Source organism: Streptomyces cellostaticus (genome assembly GCF_001513965.1).
In the GTDB taxonomy this organism is placed as follows: Bacteria; Actinomycetota; Actinomycetes; order Streptomycetales; family Streptomycetaceae; genus Streptomyces; species Streptomyces cellostaticus.
Map to the genome: position 1 here is coordinate 112,744 of NZ_KQ948037.1, position 14,373 is coordinate 127,116.

The window sequence follows — 14,373 nt, forward strand, 5'->3', positions numbered from 1 at the left end:
TACGACGTGATCAACGAGCTATGCCGCCGCAAGTTCGCACCACATGAACTTGCCCCGGTTCCCGAACCGGGCCGACGGCTGCCAGCCCCAGTAATCGGCGCAGCTCATGACGAGACCCAGCCCCCGCCCCTCCTCCAGCTCGACAGCCTGCTCCAACGGCCTTGGCGGGTCCGGCGGTTCGGGGTCGGAGTCCCACGCCCCGATCCAGACCATGCCCTCCGGGTTGCGCCGGACCCTGAGGGCAGCAGGCCCTTTCGTGTGCCGTACGGCGTTCGAGACCAGCTCTGCCGCGAGGAGTTCCGCGGTGTCGACCAGCCCGATGAGGCCGTGCAGCGTCAGGATCACGCGCAGGGTGCGGCGGCAGACCGTAACCGCTCTGAGGTCGTTGGGGATGTAGAGCGTGTAGTCCCAGGTTTCACTTTCGGGCATGCGTCTTCAGCTCCGTTGGATGAGTGGGGATTTCGCACACGGTGGCAATGCCGCAGCCGTCATGGCAGGACGGAGCGGTGCGCTTCCGCTGTGTGTGCGGCGCATCACTGACGGTAGGGGTTACAGTTTCGGTCGGGCAAGTCGGTCGCATAATCTAGGCCCGAACGAGGAGGAGCAGTCGATGACGACGAGGCGCGAACCAACAGCACGTCAGTTGCGCCTGGCACTCGAACTGCGCAGACTCCGCCATGCGGCAGGTCTCACTGCCCGTGAGACGGCGGCACTGCTCGACGTAAGTCACGTCCAGATCAGCCACATCGAATCCGGACTGTCCGGGGTGAGCGAGGAACGGCTGCGCAGCCTCGCGGCCAACTACGCCTGCCCTGATGGCGAGTTGATTGACGCGCTGGTGGCCATGGCCACCGATCGCACGCGCGGCTGGTGGGAGGAGTACCGGGAACGGCTGCCTACGCCCTACCTGGACTTGTCCGAGCTGGAACACCACGCCAGCTTTCGCTGGGACGCGGACTTCCTGCACATCCCCGGTCTTCTTCAGACCGAGGACTACGCCCGCGCGCTGTTCTCCTACGTCAACCCGGAGTTCCCCGGGAAAGAGGTCGAGCTTCGGGTGGAACACCGGATGAAGCGCAGGGTCATCATCGAGCGCCCACACCCGATCCCGTACGAGGCCGTGATCCACGAGGGTGCGCTGCGCATCAGGGTCGGCGACCGCCCCGCAACACGTGCCCAGTTGACCCGCGTACTGGAACTTTCCGAAGCCGACCACATCACCGTGCGCGTCATCCCGTTCGACCTGGACGGGTTCGCCGGCGCCGGCAGCGCCATGGTCTACGCGGGCGGTCCCATCCCGAGGCTGGACACCGTGGTACGTGACGGCCCCCACGGCACGGCCTTCCTCGACGCCGAAGCCCAGCTCGCCCACTTCCGAACACTTTTCCGTAGGCTGGAGAACGCGTCACTCGAACCGGAGCGTTCGCGGGACGTCATCCACAAGCTGGCGAAGGAGTTGTGAAGCGGTGATCACCCCCAACACCTGGCGGAAGTCGTCCTACTCCGGAGGCGGCGAGGGCAACGCCTGCGTGGAAGTCGCGACCGCACCCACCCACATAGCCATCCGCGACTCGAAGACCCCAGCCAGAGCAACCCTCACCTTCCCGCCCGCCGCCTTCACCCCCTTCATCGAAGCCCTCAAGTCCCCAGAGCATGAGAGTCGTTCATGAAGTAGCTCGACCTGGACGGCTTCGGCGGGGCCGGTAGTGCAATGGTGTTTGCGGGTGGCCCCGTCCCCCAGCTGGACACCGTCGTCCGCGACGGCCCCGGCGGGCCGGTCTACATCGATACCGAAGCCCAGCTCAACCGATATCGAAAACGATTCCGTAGGGTAGAGGCAGTGTCACTCGACCCCGACCGTTCGCGTGACTTCATCCACGGCTGTCGAAGGAGCTGTGAGCATGCCGACCCCCGACACCTGGCAGAAGTCTTCCTTCTCCGGTGGCGGCCAGGGCGACGCCTGCGTCGAAGTCGCACACCTGGACGCCCACATATCCATCCGCGACTCCAAAGCCCCAGCCAGAGCAACCCTCACCTTCCCAACCGAAGCCTTCACACCCTTCATCCAAGCCCTCAAGTCCCCAGAACCTGAGATTCGTTCATGAAGTGATCCGGAAACTGACGCACCGTTCAGCATCGTGTGTCAGACTGCCGCGGTGGTAGATCATTCGTTCGCCGATCTCTCGCTCGCCTCGCTCTACGAGAGCCTCAATCCCTGGGGCCCGGATGACGACTTCTACCTGGAGCTGGTGAGATCCGCCCGCTCCGTGCTGGACGTCGGCTGCGGTACCGGGAGGCTGTTGCGGCGGGCGCGGGCCGAGGGGCACCGTGGGCGGCTGATGGGGCTCGATCCGGCCGCCGCCATGCTCGTACAGGCGCGCCGGGCCGCACCGGACGTCGAGTGGGTACTCGGGGACCTGCGGTCACGGCTGTGGGAGGCCGAGTTCGACCTCGTCGTCATGACCGGGCACGCCTTTCAAGTGCTGCTCGCGGACGAGGAGTTGCGTACCTGTCTCGCCGCCGTGCGGGACGCGCTGGCGCTCGGTGGGCGGTTCGTCTTCGAGACGCGGAATCCGGCCGCCCGGGCCTGGGAGCGCTGGACGCCGGACCGGGTGTACGAGGTGACCGACACGGACTGTACGGCCATACGCGTCTGGCACGAGGTCCGGGGCGGCGGCCTTGTCGGGGACCGGGTGACCTTCACCGAGACCTTCGAGGGCGCAGGCTGGGACCGGCCCCGGGTCAGCACGGCGACCCTGCGCTTCCTGGACCAGGAAAGGCTGGGCGCATTCCTCACCGAGGCCGGCCTGACCGTCGTACAGCAGTACGGGGACTGGGGGCGGGGGCCGCTCACCCCCGCCAGCCCGGAGATCATCACCGTGGCCCGGCCCTAGCCCTCCGAGGACTCCTCCAGCGCCGCCAGCGCCGGATCCAGCACGATGTCCTCGGCCCTGCCCTGGGTCGTCGGCTCCTCGGGGAAGTGGCACGCCGTCAGGTGGCCGGACCGATTCCCCGACAGCCGGACCAACGGCGGCTCCTCGCTCGCGCACTTGTCCTGGGCCTTCCAGCAGCGGGTGCGGAAGCGGCAGCCGGAGGGCGGGTTGATGGGGGACGGGACGTCGCCGGCCAGGCGGATGCGCTCGTGCTGGGGTGCCTCCTCGTCCATGAGGTTCACTTCGGGGACCGCGGACAGCAGGGCGTGGGTGTAGGGGTGGCGCGGGCGGTCGTAGATGGACTCGCGGTCGCCCACCTCGATGATCTTGCCGAGATACATGACGGCGACACGCTGCGAGAAATGACGTACCACGGCCAGGTCATGGGCGATGAACAGGAACGCGATGCCCAGCTCCTTCTGGACCTGCTGGAGCAGGTTCACGACCTGCGCCTGGATCGACACGTCCAGCGCCGACACCGGCTCGTCCGCCACGATGAGCTTCGGTTCCAGGGACAGTGCACGAGCGACCCCGATGCGTTGCCTCTGACCGCCGGAGAACTCGTGCGGGAAGCGGTTGAAGTGCTCGGGGTTCAGGCCGACGATCTCCAGTAGCTCGCGGACGCGCTTCTCCCTTCCCCCCGCCGGGGCGATCCCGTTGATCTCCATCGGCCCGGAGATGATCTTGCCGACCGTCTGGCGGGGGTTCAGCGACGAATACGGATCCTGGAAGATCATCTGGATCTCGGAGCGGATGGGCGCGAGTTGCTTCCGCGTCGCGTGGCTGATGTCCTGGCCGCGGTACGAGACCGATCCGGACGTCGGCTCCAGCAGCCGTGTGATCAGCCGGCCCGTGGTCGACTTGCCGCAGCCCGACTCGCCGACCAGGCCGAAGCTCTCGGCGACGTGCACCGTCAGGTCGATGCCGTCGACGGCCTGGACATGGCCGACCGTACGGCGGATCGGGAAGCCGCCCCTGACCGGGAAGTACTTGGTCAGGCCCGAGACTTCCAGCAGCGGCTCCAGAGCCGCGTCTTCGGTGGCCTCGCGGGTGGCGGGGAGGACCAGGTCCTCTTTCATGTCGGTGTCCTCCTAGCCGAGTCGAGGCCTGATCTCTTCTACGAAAATGGTCCGCTTCTGCTCCGCCGTCAGATGGCACGCGGAAGCGCGGTCCGGAGCCAGCAGGGGGCGCTCGGTCACGCAACGGGTGCCGCCGACCCGCTCCCGGAAGGTGCAGCGGGGGTGGAAGCGGCAGCCGGGCGGCGGAGTCAGCAGCGAGGGCGGGGCACCCGGGATGGGTGAGAGGGGCGTGCTCAGGTCGGAGTCCAGCCGGGGCATCGAGTTCAACAGGCCCCAGGTGTACGGGTGTTGGGGGGAGCGGAGGACTTCGTCGACCGTGCCGCGCTCCACCGCGCGCCCCGCGTACATCACCATGATGTCGTCGGCCATGTCGGCGATGACGCCGAGGTCGTGGGTGATGAAGACGATCGCCGAGCCGAACTCCTGCTGGAGGTCCTTGAGCAGGTCGAGGATCTGGGCCTGGACGGTCACGTCGAGGGCCGTGGTGGGCTCGTCGGCGATCAGCAGGTCCGGGTCGCACACCAGGGCCATGGCGATCATCGCGCGCTGGCGCATGCCGCCGGAGAACTGGTGCGGATAGTCCCGGGCCCGCTCCTTGGGGTTGGGGATGCCGACCTTGGCGAGCATCTCCACCGCACGTTCCCAGGCCGCCTTCTTGGAGACGCCCCGGTGCTTCATGTACGGCTCGGCGATCTGCCGGCCCACCGTGTAGAAGGGCGAGAGGGCGGTGAGCGGGTCCTGGAAGATCATCGCGGCGCGGTTGCCGCGGAGCTTCTCCATCTCCTTCTCGGTGGCGGTGATGAGTTCCTTGCCGTCGAGCAGGATCTCGCCGTCGACCGTGGTGAACAGCGGGTCGTGCAGCCCGAGGATCGTCAGGTTGGTGACCGACTTGCCGGAACCCGACTCGCCGACGATGCCGAGGGTCTTCCCGCGGTGCAGGTCGAAGGAGAGTCCGTCGACGGCCTTGACCGGCCCGTCCTCCGTGGAGAACGTCACCTGCAGGTCGCGTACCGACAGGAAGCCGTCCGGCCCGGTCGGGGCCGGTGCGCCCTCGGCCTTGGTCATGGTGGTCACAATGGCGGTTCTTCCTAGGAGAGCCGGATGCGCGGGTCGATCCACGCGTAGGTGATGTCGGTCAGGATGTTCAGGATCAGGATGAAGAAGGCGCCGAAGAGCATGACGCCCATCGTCAGCGGCAGGTCCTTGTTGACCGCGCCGTCCACGGCGAGCCGGCCGATTCCCTGGAGGGAGAAGGTCAGTTCGGTGACGACGGCACCGCCGAGCAGCGCACTGAGGTCGATACCGAGCACGGTGACGATCGGGATGAGCGAGCCGCGCCAGGCGTAGCGGAAGAACACGTACTTGCGTGACATGCCCTTGGCGCGGGCGGTGCGTACATGGTCCTCGGCCAGCTGCTCGATCATCGAGGAGCGGGCCATACGCGTGTACTGCGCGGTGAAGATGGTCGCCATCACGCACACCGGGATCGACATGCCGACGAACCAGCCGACCGGGTCCTGGGTGACGGGGACGTACTTCGGGTCCTCCATCCAGCCCGTGCTGTAGACGAGGACCGTCAGCACGATGGGGCCGAGGAAGTAGATCTGGAAGGAACTCAGCACCATGGACGCGCCCGTGGCGACCTTGTCCACGACGGTCCCGCGCCGGTAGGCGGCGATCATGCCCGCGCCGACGCCGAGGATCAGGAAGACGACGGCACCGCCGGCGGTCAGGGTGAGGGTCAGCGGGAACCGGTCCATGATCGTGCTCCAGACCATGTCCCCCGAGTAGAACGACACGCCCAGGCAGGGAGCCGAGCAGTGACCGGTCGGGAAGTCGCGGCCCGTCACGATGCCGGACATGAAGTCCCAGAACTGCTGGGCCAGGGGCAGGTTGAGGCCGAGGGCTTCCCGGATGTCCGCAAGCCGCTGGCCCGAACAGTCCTTGCCGCAGGCCAGGGACGCGTAGTCGGACGGTGCGGCCACGAACAGGAAGAACGTCGCCGCCCCGATGAGGAACAGCGTGATGAAGGCGCCGACCGTGCGCCGGATGATGAACTGAAGCATGGCGGGCAGGCTGCTCTCTGGTCGGACGGTGGGGTGGTTTCGCTCGGACGCGGGGGCACGCACCAGTCGAGCGCGCCCCCGCCGTCAGCCATGGCTCACGACTTCAGGTACAGCCGCCTGATGTCGATGAGGCTGGACACCGAGCCGTAGCGGGCACCGCCCACGTTGGAACCGGAGATCTGGAACTGCTTCGTGTACCACAGCGGAGCCGACGGGACGACGTTCTCCAGCAGGTAGTGCTCCGCTTCCTTCCAGGTCGCGGCTGCCTCGGTCGGCTGCTGGGTCAGTGCCTTCTTGATGAGGGCGTCGACCTTCGGGTCCTTGACGTGCGAGTAGTTCGCGGAGCCGTCGAAGACCTGCGAGCCGTCGTAGATCGGTGTGACGACCGTGGCCGGGGACGGCCAGTCCTGGCCCCAGCCGCTGATGTAGATGTCGTACGGGTTCTTGAGCTTGCCGATCTGCTCGTAGTAGCTCGCGGCGTCGACCTCCTTGGAGATCACGTTGAAGCCGACCTTGGTGAGCGCGTCCTCGATGGCGACCTTGCGCTTCTGGCCGTTCTCGCTGTTGGCGTAGGCGAAGACGAGCTTCTTCTCGGACGCCGGGACGTCCTTGAGGATCTCCTTGGCCTTGGCGATGTTGCCCTGCGGGGTCTTGAGCCGGCCGTACGGGTCGTAGGTGGGCTCGTAGCCGGGCAGGGTCGGGGCGAAGTAGTTCGTGGCGACGTCACCGCCGTAGACACCGCCCTCGCCGGCGATGAGGGACTTGGAGTTGACCGCGTAGGCGACGGCCTTGCGGACCTTCAGGTCCTTGACCCGGTCGAGGTTGAAGGTCAGCTGCATGACGTAGGGCTGGTAGCCCTTGACCGTGCGCTTGCTGGCCTCGGGGTTGTTGATGACGTCCTGGATCTGGGTGGCCTCGACGCCGTTGGTGAGCTGGATGGCGTTCTTGTTGTCGCCCTCGTCGGCGATCAGCCGCTTGGTCTGGGTGGACTCGGTGACGCCGAACTGGATGGTGAAGCCGTCCGCGTACTGGTGGCGCACGGAGTCGGTCTTCGGGTCCCAGTTGGTGTTCTTCACCAGCTTCAGGGTTTTGCCGGCCTTGTTCTCGGCGATCTTGTACGGGCCGGTGGCGACCGGCTTCTTCTCGTACTTCTCCTTGGTGTCGGTCTTCGCCGGGACGACGGCGTAACCGGCCATGGCGAGCGTCTGCGGCAGGTCCTGACGCGGTGTGCCGAAGTGGAAGACGATCGTCTTGTCGTCGGGGGTGTCCAGGACCGAGGCCGGCAGGTGCTTGCCGTCGAAGCCGCCGCCGGGCAGCGCCTTGCGGTAGTCGGCGCCGCTCAGCCAGGTCTGCAGATAGGTCGGGCCGTCGAAGATGAACTTCGCGTACAGGCGCTCGATGCTGTGGCGGACGTCGGCCGAGGTGATGGCGTTGCCGTTCTCGTCCTTGATGCCGTCCTTCAGGGTGAAGGTCCAGGTCTTGCCGCCGTCGGTGGACTTTCCGGAGTCGGTGGCGAGGTCGCCGGCGACCGAGACGTTGCCCTTGTCGTCCTCCTGGAACTGGGTCAGTCGGCGGAAGAGCAGGTTGGCGACCTGGCCGGCGTCGGAGACGTAGATCTGGCCCGGGTCCAGGTGGGAGAGGCCGGCCTCCTGGTAGACCGTGATGGTGCCGCCGCTCCTGGCGCCGGGGACGTCCTTGGCGGGGCCGGTCGAACCGGCGGCGTCGACGTAGGTGACCGCCTTCGACTGGACCGCCGCCTGCTTCTGGTCCTTCTTGGAGTCCGTGCCGGACTTCCCGCCCGTGTTCTTCGAGCAGGCCGCCGTCAGGACCAGGGAGCCAGCCGCGAGGGCTATCACGACGGCACGCGCTCTGCGTGAGCTGTGAGACAACATGTGGCGAATCCACCTACCTGTCGGTGTTGTTATCCGTGAGTTCTGCCGGGCGCCGGCCGGACGGGCCGACGGGGGGCGGCAGCCACCCCCACCCAACGGACGGCCTATCGCCCGGACTTGGGGTCGAACGCGTCCCGTACGGAGTCCCCGAGGAGGTTGAAGCACAGGACGAAGATCACCAGTGCCATTCCGGGGAAGAACATGAACGCCGGGTCCTGCTCGGCATACCGGGCACCGGCCGCGAAGAGGCGTCCCCAGTCCGGCGTCGGCTCGACGAACCCGACGCCCGCGAAGGAGAGGAAGGCGATGCTGAGAATGGTGCTGGGCAGTGTGTAGGTGAACTGCACCAGGATCGGGGTGACGACGTTGGGCAGGATCTCCTTGCGGACGATCCGCCAGGGCGAGGCGCCCGAGACCTTGGCCGCCTCCACGAACTCCCGCTCGCGCAGGGACAGTACGGTGGAGCGGACCAGTCGGGCCATGCCCATCCAGCCCAGCAGCCACAGCACGATCAGCATGGCCAGGGCGCGGAAGTACGTCGGGGTCTCCTCGCGGGGGTCCACGAAGAACGAGGTCACGACGGGCATGAAGGCGATGAAGAACAGCTGTTGCGGAAAGGAGAGGAAGAAGTCGGTGGCCCGGCCGATCCAGTAGTCCGTACGACCGCCGAAGTAGCCGCCGATCAGGCCGACGACGACACCCGTGACCATGACCAGGACGGTGATGCCGAGCGCCATGTACAGCGAGGTCCGCATGCCGTACACCAGCATGGCGAAGAGATCACGGCCGTACTGCGGCTCGACGCCGAACCAGTGGTCGCCCGAGACACCGCCCAAGTAGCCGAGCGGCAGCCCGAATTGGTCCAGCACGGGCTTGTCGGCGTAGGTGGGATCCTGGCCGTACAGCGTGTACGGATCGGTGCCCGGCAGCTTGACGAGCAGCGGCGCGAGCAGGGCCACGACGAAGTAGCCGATGACCACAATGGCGCAGATGACGCCGGTACGGTCGCGCTTGAAGCGGATCCACATCAGCTGGCCGGGGGACCGGCCCTGGAGCCTCTTGACCTCGGGTTGCGTCTCCGGCCCTGGTTCGCCGTCGACGACCGAAGTCCCGCCGCCCTCGATGTCGATAGGACTTGTCACGGTTCGTCCGTTTCACGGGTATGGGTGTGAGAGGTTTCGGGTACTCCGAGAACGCGCGTGGCCGCAGCCGGACGCGCGTAGTTCTACGGCCGAATCACACCGCTGGAAGCGACGAACTGACCCACCTGGTGTTCGTGACACCGCGCATGGGGGTTCCTCCTCATGACTTCACGTGTTCACCAACAGGAGAGGGTTTCCGTCTTCCCTCCGACACCCCTGACGGAGGGTCAGACACCCCCTGGTGCTCGTGAGTCGGCGCGCTGTCCCCACAGCGCGAGACCCATTGACCCGAGCGCTACGCGGCTAACTATCTGCCATGAGTCAGGTGGCGACCACCGTCTTTAAATCTCAATTCAGTCACAGCTGGCGCGGACAACTTCCAAAAACTGGACAAACTGTTCGCCGGGTGAAGGCCGCGAAACGGACGTGTTACATGGGTATCGGTCGAGGATCTCCGCATTACGGACACCGGCCGCCGGAAAATGGGTTGCACAAAGCCCGGGTGCCCCCGTCATGGGGGCACCCGGGCTCAAGTGGGGTGCTATGGGGCCGAGTCAGGCCCGTGTTATGGGGCCCAGTCGGGCCCGGGGATCAGCCGTGCTTGGCGCGGCTCGCGGTGCGGGCACGGTCACGCTGGTCGAGCACGACCTTGCGGATGCGAACGGCCTCCGGGGTGACCTCGACGCACTCGTCGTCGCGGCAGAACTCCAGCGACTGCTCCAGCGACAGCTTGCGCGGCGGCACGATCGCCTCGAACGAGTCGGCCGACGACGACCGCATGTTCGTGAGCTTCTTCTCCTTGGTGATGTTCACGTCCATGTCGTCGGAGCGCGAGTTCTCGCCGACGATCATGCCCTCGTACACCTCGGTGCCGGGGTCGGTGAACAGCACGCCGCGCTCCTGCAGGTTCGTCATCGCGAACGCGGTGACGGCGCCGGAGCGGTCGGCGACGAGCGAGCCGTTGTTACGGGTCTGCAGCGTGCCGAACCAGGGCTCGAAGCCCTCGTGGATGGAGTGGCCGATACCGGTGCCACGGGTCTGGGTGAGGAACTCCGTACGGAAGCCGATCAGACCACGCGACGGGACGACGAACTCCATGCGGACCCAGCCGGAGCCGTGGTTGGACATGTTGTCCATGCGGCCCTTGCGGACGCCCATGAGCTGCGTGACGGCGCCCATGTGCTCCTCGGGCACGTCGATCGTCATGCGCTCGACGGGCTCGTAGGTCTTGCCGTCGACCTCCTTGGTGACGACCTGCGGCTTGCCGATGGTCAGCTCGAAGCCCTCGCGGCGCATCTGCTCGACCAGGATGGCGAGCGCGAGCTCACCACGGCCCTGGACCTCCCAGGCGTCCGGGCGCTCGGTGTCGAGCACACGGAGGGAGACGTTACCGATCAGCTCGCGGTCGAGGCGGTCCTTGACCTGGCGGGCGGTGACCTTGCGGTCCTTGACCACGGCCTTGGCGTCCGCGCCCTTGCCGGTGGCACCACGGCCGACGAGCGGCGAGGTGTTCGTACCGATGACCATGGAGATCGCGGGCTCGTCGACCGTGATCAGCGGGAGCGGAATGGGGTTCTCGGTGTCGGCCAGGGTCTCGCCGATCATGATTTCCGGAATACCGGCGACGGCGCAGATGTCACCCGGGCCGGCCTTCTCGGCGGGCTTGCGGGTCAGCGCCTCGGTCATCATCAGCTCGGTGATGCGGACGTTCTGGACCGTGCCGTCACGCTTGATCCACGCGACCGTCTGGCCCTTGCGCAGCTCACCCTGCTCGACGCGGAGCAGCGCGATACGGCCGAGGAAGTTGTCGGCGTCGAGGTTGGTGACGTGCGCCTGGAGCGGGGCGGCCTCGTCGTACGTCGGGGCCGGGACGTGCTCCAGGATCGTGGAGAAGAACGGCTCCAGGCTGGTGGAGTCGGCGGGAACGGTCCCGTCCTCCGGCTTGGTCAGCGAGGCGATGCCGTCGCGGCCGCAGGCGTAGACGATCGGGAACTCGATCTGCTCCTCGTCCGCGTCCAGGTCGAGGAAGAGGTCGTAGGTCTCGTTGACGACCTCGTCGATCCGGGAGTCCGGACGGTCCGTCTTGTTGATGCACAGAATGACGGGCAGTCGCTGCTGGAGCGCCTTGCGGAGCACGAAGCGGGTCTGCGGGAGCGGGCCCTCGGAGGCGTCGACGAGCAGCACGACCGCGTCGACCATCGACAGACCACGCTCGACCTCGCCACCGAAGTCGGCGTGGCCGGGGGTGTCGATGATGTTGATGGTGATCGGTTCCCCGCCGTCCTTGGGGTGATACTTCACCGCCGTGTTCTTGGCGAGGATCGTGATGCCCTTCTCACGCTCCAGGTCGTTCGAGTCCATCATGCGGTCGTCGACGCCTTCGAGCTGATGGGCGGCGAACGCGCCGGCCTGCTTCAGCATGCCGTCGACGATGGTGGTCTTGCCGTGGTCGACGTGAGCGACGATAGCGACGTTGCGGATGTCGTGGCGCGTGGCCATAGTGCGGCGAACTCCCAGAGTGGTGAGAAGGCCCTGCTGCGTACGTCCGTGTGACGCGGGCCTGCCGGGCTTGACACGCCACGGCCTCACCCCATGGTACGTGGCCGCCGCCGCTACGGCTCGCCGGGATACGTCTGTGCAGCTCAGGCCCGGTTTCGAGGCCCCTGGAAGGCCGGTCAGGCGGACGGGCTCGGCGAAATCCTCGCCCCCTTCTTCAAGAAGCCCATGTCCTCGTAGACCGGCGTCTGGAAGCCGAAGGCACCCGCGTTGACCAAGTTCTTCCGCACCCCCACCAGCTGAGGCCGCTGATACAGCGGGATGGCTGCCGCCGCAGCCCAGATACGCGAGTCCGCCTTCCGGATCAGATCACGCGCCTCGTCCTCGTCCAGCGTCCCCGCGGCCTGGTCGAAGAGCTGGTCGACCTGATCGGTGCCCACCCGCGTGTAGTTCTGCTCGACGGTCACCGACCCGTCCGCGGCCGGCACCGGCTTCGCGAAGATCGGCCGCGCATCGGTCGCGGGGAAGGCGGTGGACGGCCACGAGTACAGGGCGAGGTCGTAGTCGCCGGCGGCGATGTGGTCCTTGAAGTAGCTCTCGTCCGAGACCTTGGTGATCGTCGTGCGGATGCCGATCCTCTCCAGCATCACGGAGATCCGCCCGGCAACCACGTTCAGCGTCTCGGAGCCGGGCCCCGACGGCAGCACGAAGCGCAGGGCGAGCGCCTTGCCGTCCTTGGCGAGCGGTCCGGTCACGGCGCCGGCCGGCGCCGCGGTGCCCTTCGGTGCGTAGGCGCCCGGCGCGCCGCCCCGCTTCGGGTCGCTGCCGGAGTACTGCCTGCCGTCCTGCGCGAGATGCTTGCCGCCCTCGTCGCCCTTCTCCCGCTTCTCCTCGGCGGACTCGTGGTGCTTGCCCTTGTCGTCCTCGCCGACGATGTACTGGCCGTCCGTGCCGCCCTCGGACTTGTCCTCCTTGTCCCCCTTCTCGCTCTCCGCGCCGGCCGCCTGGCCCTTCTTCTCCTCCTTCACCGGTCCCCCGGCCACCCAGCCGGCGTCCGCGAGCAGCGCCTGCGCCTCCTTGGTGTCCTGGCCGCCGAGCGCGCCGCTGCCGTCGGCGTAGGCGGCCTGCCCGGACAGGGCGAGGTGGCTGCCGACCGGGACGGCGGGCAGGCCCAGCGGGGTCAGCACCAGCTTGGCCAGCTCCTCGCGGTTCAGGGCGCGGGCGACGGCCCGGCGTACCCGCTCGTCGGCGAGGGGGCCGCCGGAGCCGTTGAGCGCGAGCTGGGTGTAGGCGGGCTCCAGCGACTTGCGGACGTCGAAGACGCGCAGTTCCTGCTGCTGCTCCAGGTACCGGGTGATGGCCTTGCGCAGCTTCTTCCTGCCGACGTGCACCTCGTCGGAGTCGAAGCCGTGCGCGAGTGCCCAGGAGCGCAGCTTCCTGGCGGAGGTCTTCCCGGCGCCCTGCAGCGGGGTGCCGGTGCCCTTCTCGCGGGTGGCGAGGATGATCCGCTCGGCGTCGGACGGGTCGATCTCGGCCAGGTCCACGCTTCCGTCGGCGAGCGCCGCCGCCCGCTTCTGGCGGGGTACGGCGTGCAGCACGATCTCGTTGAGCTTGGCGGGCTTGCCCCACCAGCGCGGGTTGCGGGTGAGGACGACGTCCTTCGCGGCGGTGTCGACCTTCTGCAGCCCGAAGGGTCCCGCGGTGACCTTCAGCTTGCGGCGGGCGCCGTCGTTGAAGGCGTCCGGGGTGCCCATGACGTCCTTCGGGTACAGCGGGGAGAACAGCGACCTCCAGTCGGCGTAGGGGCGGGAGAAGGTGACCCGGACCTGGAGGTCGTTCGCGCCGCGCTCGATCTTGGCGATGCGGTCGTAGCCGGCGTTGCGGGCCGTCCAGTAGGCGCTGTTCTTGCCGGACAGGGCGCGCCACTGGGCGACGAAGTCGGCGGCGCCGATCTCCCGGCCGTCGCTCCAGACGGCCTGCTGGTTCAGCTTGTACAGCACGACCTGGCGCGGCTCGGTCTCGATGACCTCGGCGGACTCCAGGTAGGCGGGGTTGGCCACCGGGCGCCCTGTGGCGTCCAGGCGGAACATCGACGGCAGCACGGCCTGGGCGACGCGGGTGGTGCCCGCGTCGGCGTCGGCCTGGAAGGTGTTCAGGGTTTCCGGTACAGCGTCCACGGCCCACTTCAGGGTGCCGCCCGAGGCGACCTGGTCGCGGGCGACGGGGACGATGTCCTGCCCGGCCAGCGGGTGCCCCGCCGCGTCGTCGTCGGAACCGCAGCCCGCGAGGAGGGGCACCGCGAGGGCGCCCGCGGTGAGGAAGGCGACCGAGCGCATGACGCTCCGCCGGCTGTGCCGATATCCGGCTCCCCCGCGGGACCGCGCTGTGTCGTCGGCCGTCTGCGGCGTCGTCGTGGCTGGTCGCGCAGTTCCCCGCGCCCCTTCAGGGCGATGCCGGGCCGCCCGACCTGCTGTGACCGCACGCAGTCCGGCGCCGTCGTGGGACATCTCTGGTACCTCCGGGAAGCCGCGTCCGTTATGATCACTTTTGGCGGTATATGGAGCTGATCAGATCTATGCGCCCACTGAAGAGGAAAGGATCCGGCGAGAGCGGGCGACACGACGGCGACGGAAGGTAAGCCACCCGTGCGGCGCAATACACCCGGATGTGCATCCGTACGCCTCGGCCAATCGGTGCACATCTCTTCACAGCAGCAGGTGCGAGGCGCAACACTCCAAGGCGCATGAACGTTGCCACCCAGGGCC

At 67.6% G+C, this 14,373-nt stretch carries 12 protein-coding genes and 1 pseudogene; 5 read left to right on the forward strand and 8 right to left on the reverse strand.

Annotated features, from left to right (window positions below):
- Positions 1–18: 18 nt before the first annotated feature.
- On the reverse strand, positions 19–429 hold the full coding sequence (locus AQI88_RS32540; RefSeq protein WP_067006048.1) for an ATP-binding protein: 411 nt from the start codon (positions 427–429) through the stop codon (positions 19–21).
- Between the two features lie 181 nt (positions 430–610).
- Here AQI88_RS32540 and AQI88_RS32545 point away from each other — a divergent pair, with 181 nt between their 5' ends.
- The 5 genes and pseudogenes from AQI88_RS32545 (at position 611) to AQI88_RS32550 (ending at position 2,894) form a co-directional block, all read left to right on the forward strand.
- Positions 611–1,462, forward strand: coding sequence for a helix-turn-helix domain-containing protein (locus AQI88_RS32545; protein ID WP_067006050.1), 852 nt, complete (start codon positions 611–613; stop codon positions 1,460–1,462).
- A gap of 4 nt (positions 1,463–1,466) precedes the next feature.
- On the forward strand, positions 1,467–1,670 hold the full coding sequence (locus AQI88_RS43860; protein WP_079057954.1) for a DUF397 domain-containing protein: 204 nt from the start codon (positions 1,467–1,469) through the stop codon (positions 1,668–1,670).
- 8 nt (positions 1,671–1,678) lie between these two features.
- A pseudogene (locus tag AQI88_RS47995) lies at positions 1,679–1,879 on the forward strand (Scr1 family TA system antitoxin-like transcriptional regulator); the annotation flags it as partial.
- Positions 1,880–1,901: 22 nt separating this feature from the next.
- On the forward strand, positions 1,902–2,105 hold the full coding sequence (locus tag AQI88_RS43870) for a DUF397 domain-containing protein (protein WP_079057958.1): 204 nt from the start codon (positions 1,902–1,904) through the stop codon (positions 2,103–2,105).
- A gap of 51 nt (positions 2,106–2,156) precedes the next feature.
- Positions 2,157–2,894 carry a class I SAM-dependent methyltransferase gene (locus AQI88_RS32550; RefSeq protein ID WP_067006052.1) on the forward strand — a complete coding sequence of 246 codons (738 nt, stop codon included), beginning with the start codon at positions 2,157–2,159 and terminating at the stop codon, positions 2,892–2,894.
- On the opposite strand, the gene AQI88_RS32555 is transcribed toward AQI88_RS32550, so the two are convergent.
- The 7 genes from AQI88_RS32555 to AQI88_RS32585 form a co-directional block, all read right to left on the reverse strand.
- A complete protein-coding gene (locus tag AQI88_RS32555) occupies positions 2,891–4,012 on the reverse strand; it encodes an ABC transporter ATP-binding protein (RefSeq protein ID WP_067006054.1) in 1,122 nt (373 codons plus the stop codon). The two genes, AQI88_RS32550 and AQI88_RS32555, sit on opposite strands and share 4 nt — an antisense overlap.
- Positions 4,013–4,024: 12 nt before the next feature.
- Positions 4,025–5,086 carry an ABC transporter ATP-binding protein gene (locus tag AQI88_RS32560; RefSeq protein ID WP_067006056.1) on the reverse strand — a complete coding sequence of 354 codons (1,062 nt, stop codon included), beginning with the start codon at positions 5,084–5,086 and terminating at the stop codon, positions 4,025–4,027.
- 14 nt (positions 5,087–5,100) lie between these two features.
- Entirely contained in the window at positions 5,101–6,078 is a 978-nt protein-coding gene (locus tag AQI88_RS32565; RefSeq protein WP_067006058.1) for an ABC transporter permease, read from the reverse strand.
- Positions 6,079–6,173: 95 nt separating this feature from the next.
- Positions 6,174–7,970: an ABC transporter substrate-binding protein gene (locus tag AQI88_RS32570; protein WP_067006060.1), complete on the reverse strand. Its 1,797-nt coding sequence runs from the start codon at positions 7,968–7,970 to the stop codon at positions 6,174–6,176.
- Positions 7,971–8,074: 104 nt separating this feature from the next.
- Positions 8,075–9,112, reverse strand: coding sequence for an ABC transporter permease (locus AQI88_RS32575; protein WP_067006063.1), 1,038 nt, complete (start codon positions 9,110–9,112; stop codon positions 8,075–8,077).
- A gap of 591 nt (positions 9,113–9,703) precedes the next feature.
- Positions 9,704–11,611 (reverse strand): translational GTPase TypA, encoded by a 1,908-nt coding sequence (gene typA, locus AQI88_RS32580; RefSeq protein WP_067006065.1) that lies wholly within the window; start codon positions 11,609–11,611, stop codon positions 9,704–9,706.
- Positions 11,612–11,787: 176 nt separating this feature from the next.
- Positions 11,788–13,944, reverse strand: coding sequence for an ABC transporter family substrate-binding protein (locus AQI88_RS32585; protein WP_067006068.1), 2,157 nt, complete (start codon positions 13,942–13,944; stop codon positions 11,788–11,790).
- Positions 13,945–14,373 lie beyond the last annotated feature (429 nt).

What these genes read in the sequence shown, in the direction of transcription:
- AQI88_RS32545 (WP_067006050.1), top strand. Translation starts at nt 611, where the DNA reads ATGACGACGAGGCGCGAACCAACAGCACGTCAGTTGCGCCTGGCACTC.
- AQI88_RS32585 (WP_067006068.1), bottom strand. Translation starts at nt 13,944, where the DNA reads ATGCGCTCGGTCGCCTTCCTCACCGCGGGCGCCCTCGCGGTGCCCCTC.
- AQI88_RS32555 (WP_067006054.1), bottom strand. Translation starts at nt 4,012, where the DNA reads ATGAAAGAGGACCTGGTCCTCCCCGCCACCCGCGAGGCCACCGAAGAC.
- AQI88_RS32565 (WP_067006058.1), bottom strand. Translation starts at nt 6,078, where the DNA reads ATGCTTCAGTTCATCATCCGGCGCACGGTCGGCGCCTTCATCACGCTG.
- AQI88_RS32540 (WP_067006048.1), bottom strand. Translation starts at nt 429, where the DNA reads ATGCCCGAAAGTGAAACCTGGGACTACACGCTCTACATCCCCAACGAC.
- AQI88_RS43870 (WP_079057958.1), top strand. Translation starts at nt 1,902, where the DNA reads ATGCCGACCCCCGACACCTGGCAGAAGTCTTCCTTCTCCGGTGGCGGC.
- AQI88_RS32570 (WP_067006060.1), bottom strand. Translation starts at nt 7,970, where the DNA reads ATGTTGTCTCACAGCTCACGCAGAGCGCGTGCCGTCGTGATAGCCCTC.
- typA (WP_067006065.1), bottom strand. Translation starts at nt 11,611, where the DNA reads ATGGCCACGCGCCACGACATCCGCAACGTCGCTATCGTCGCTCACGTC.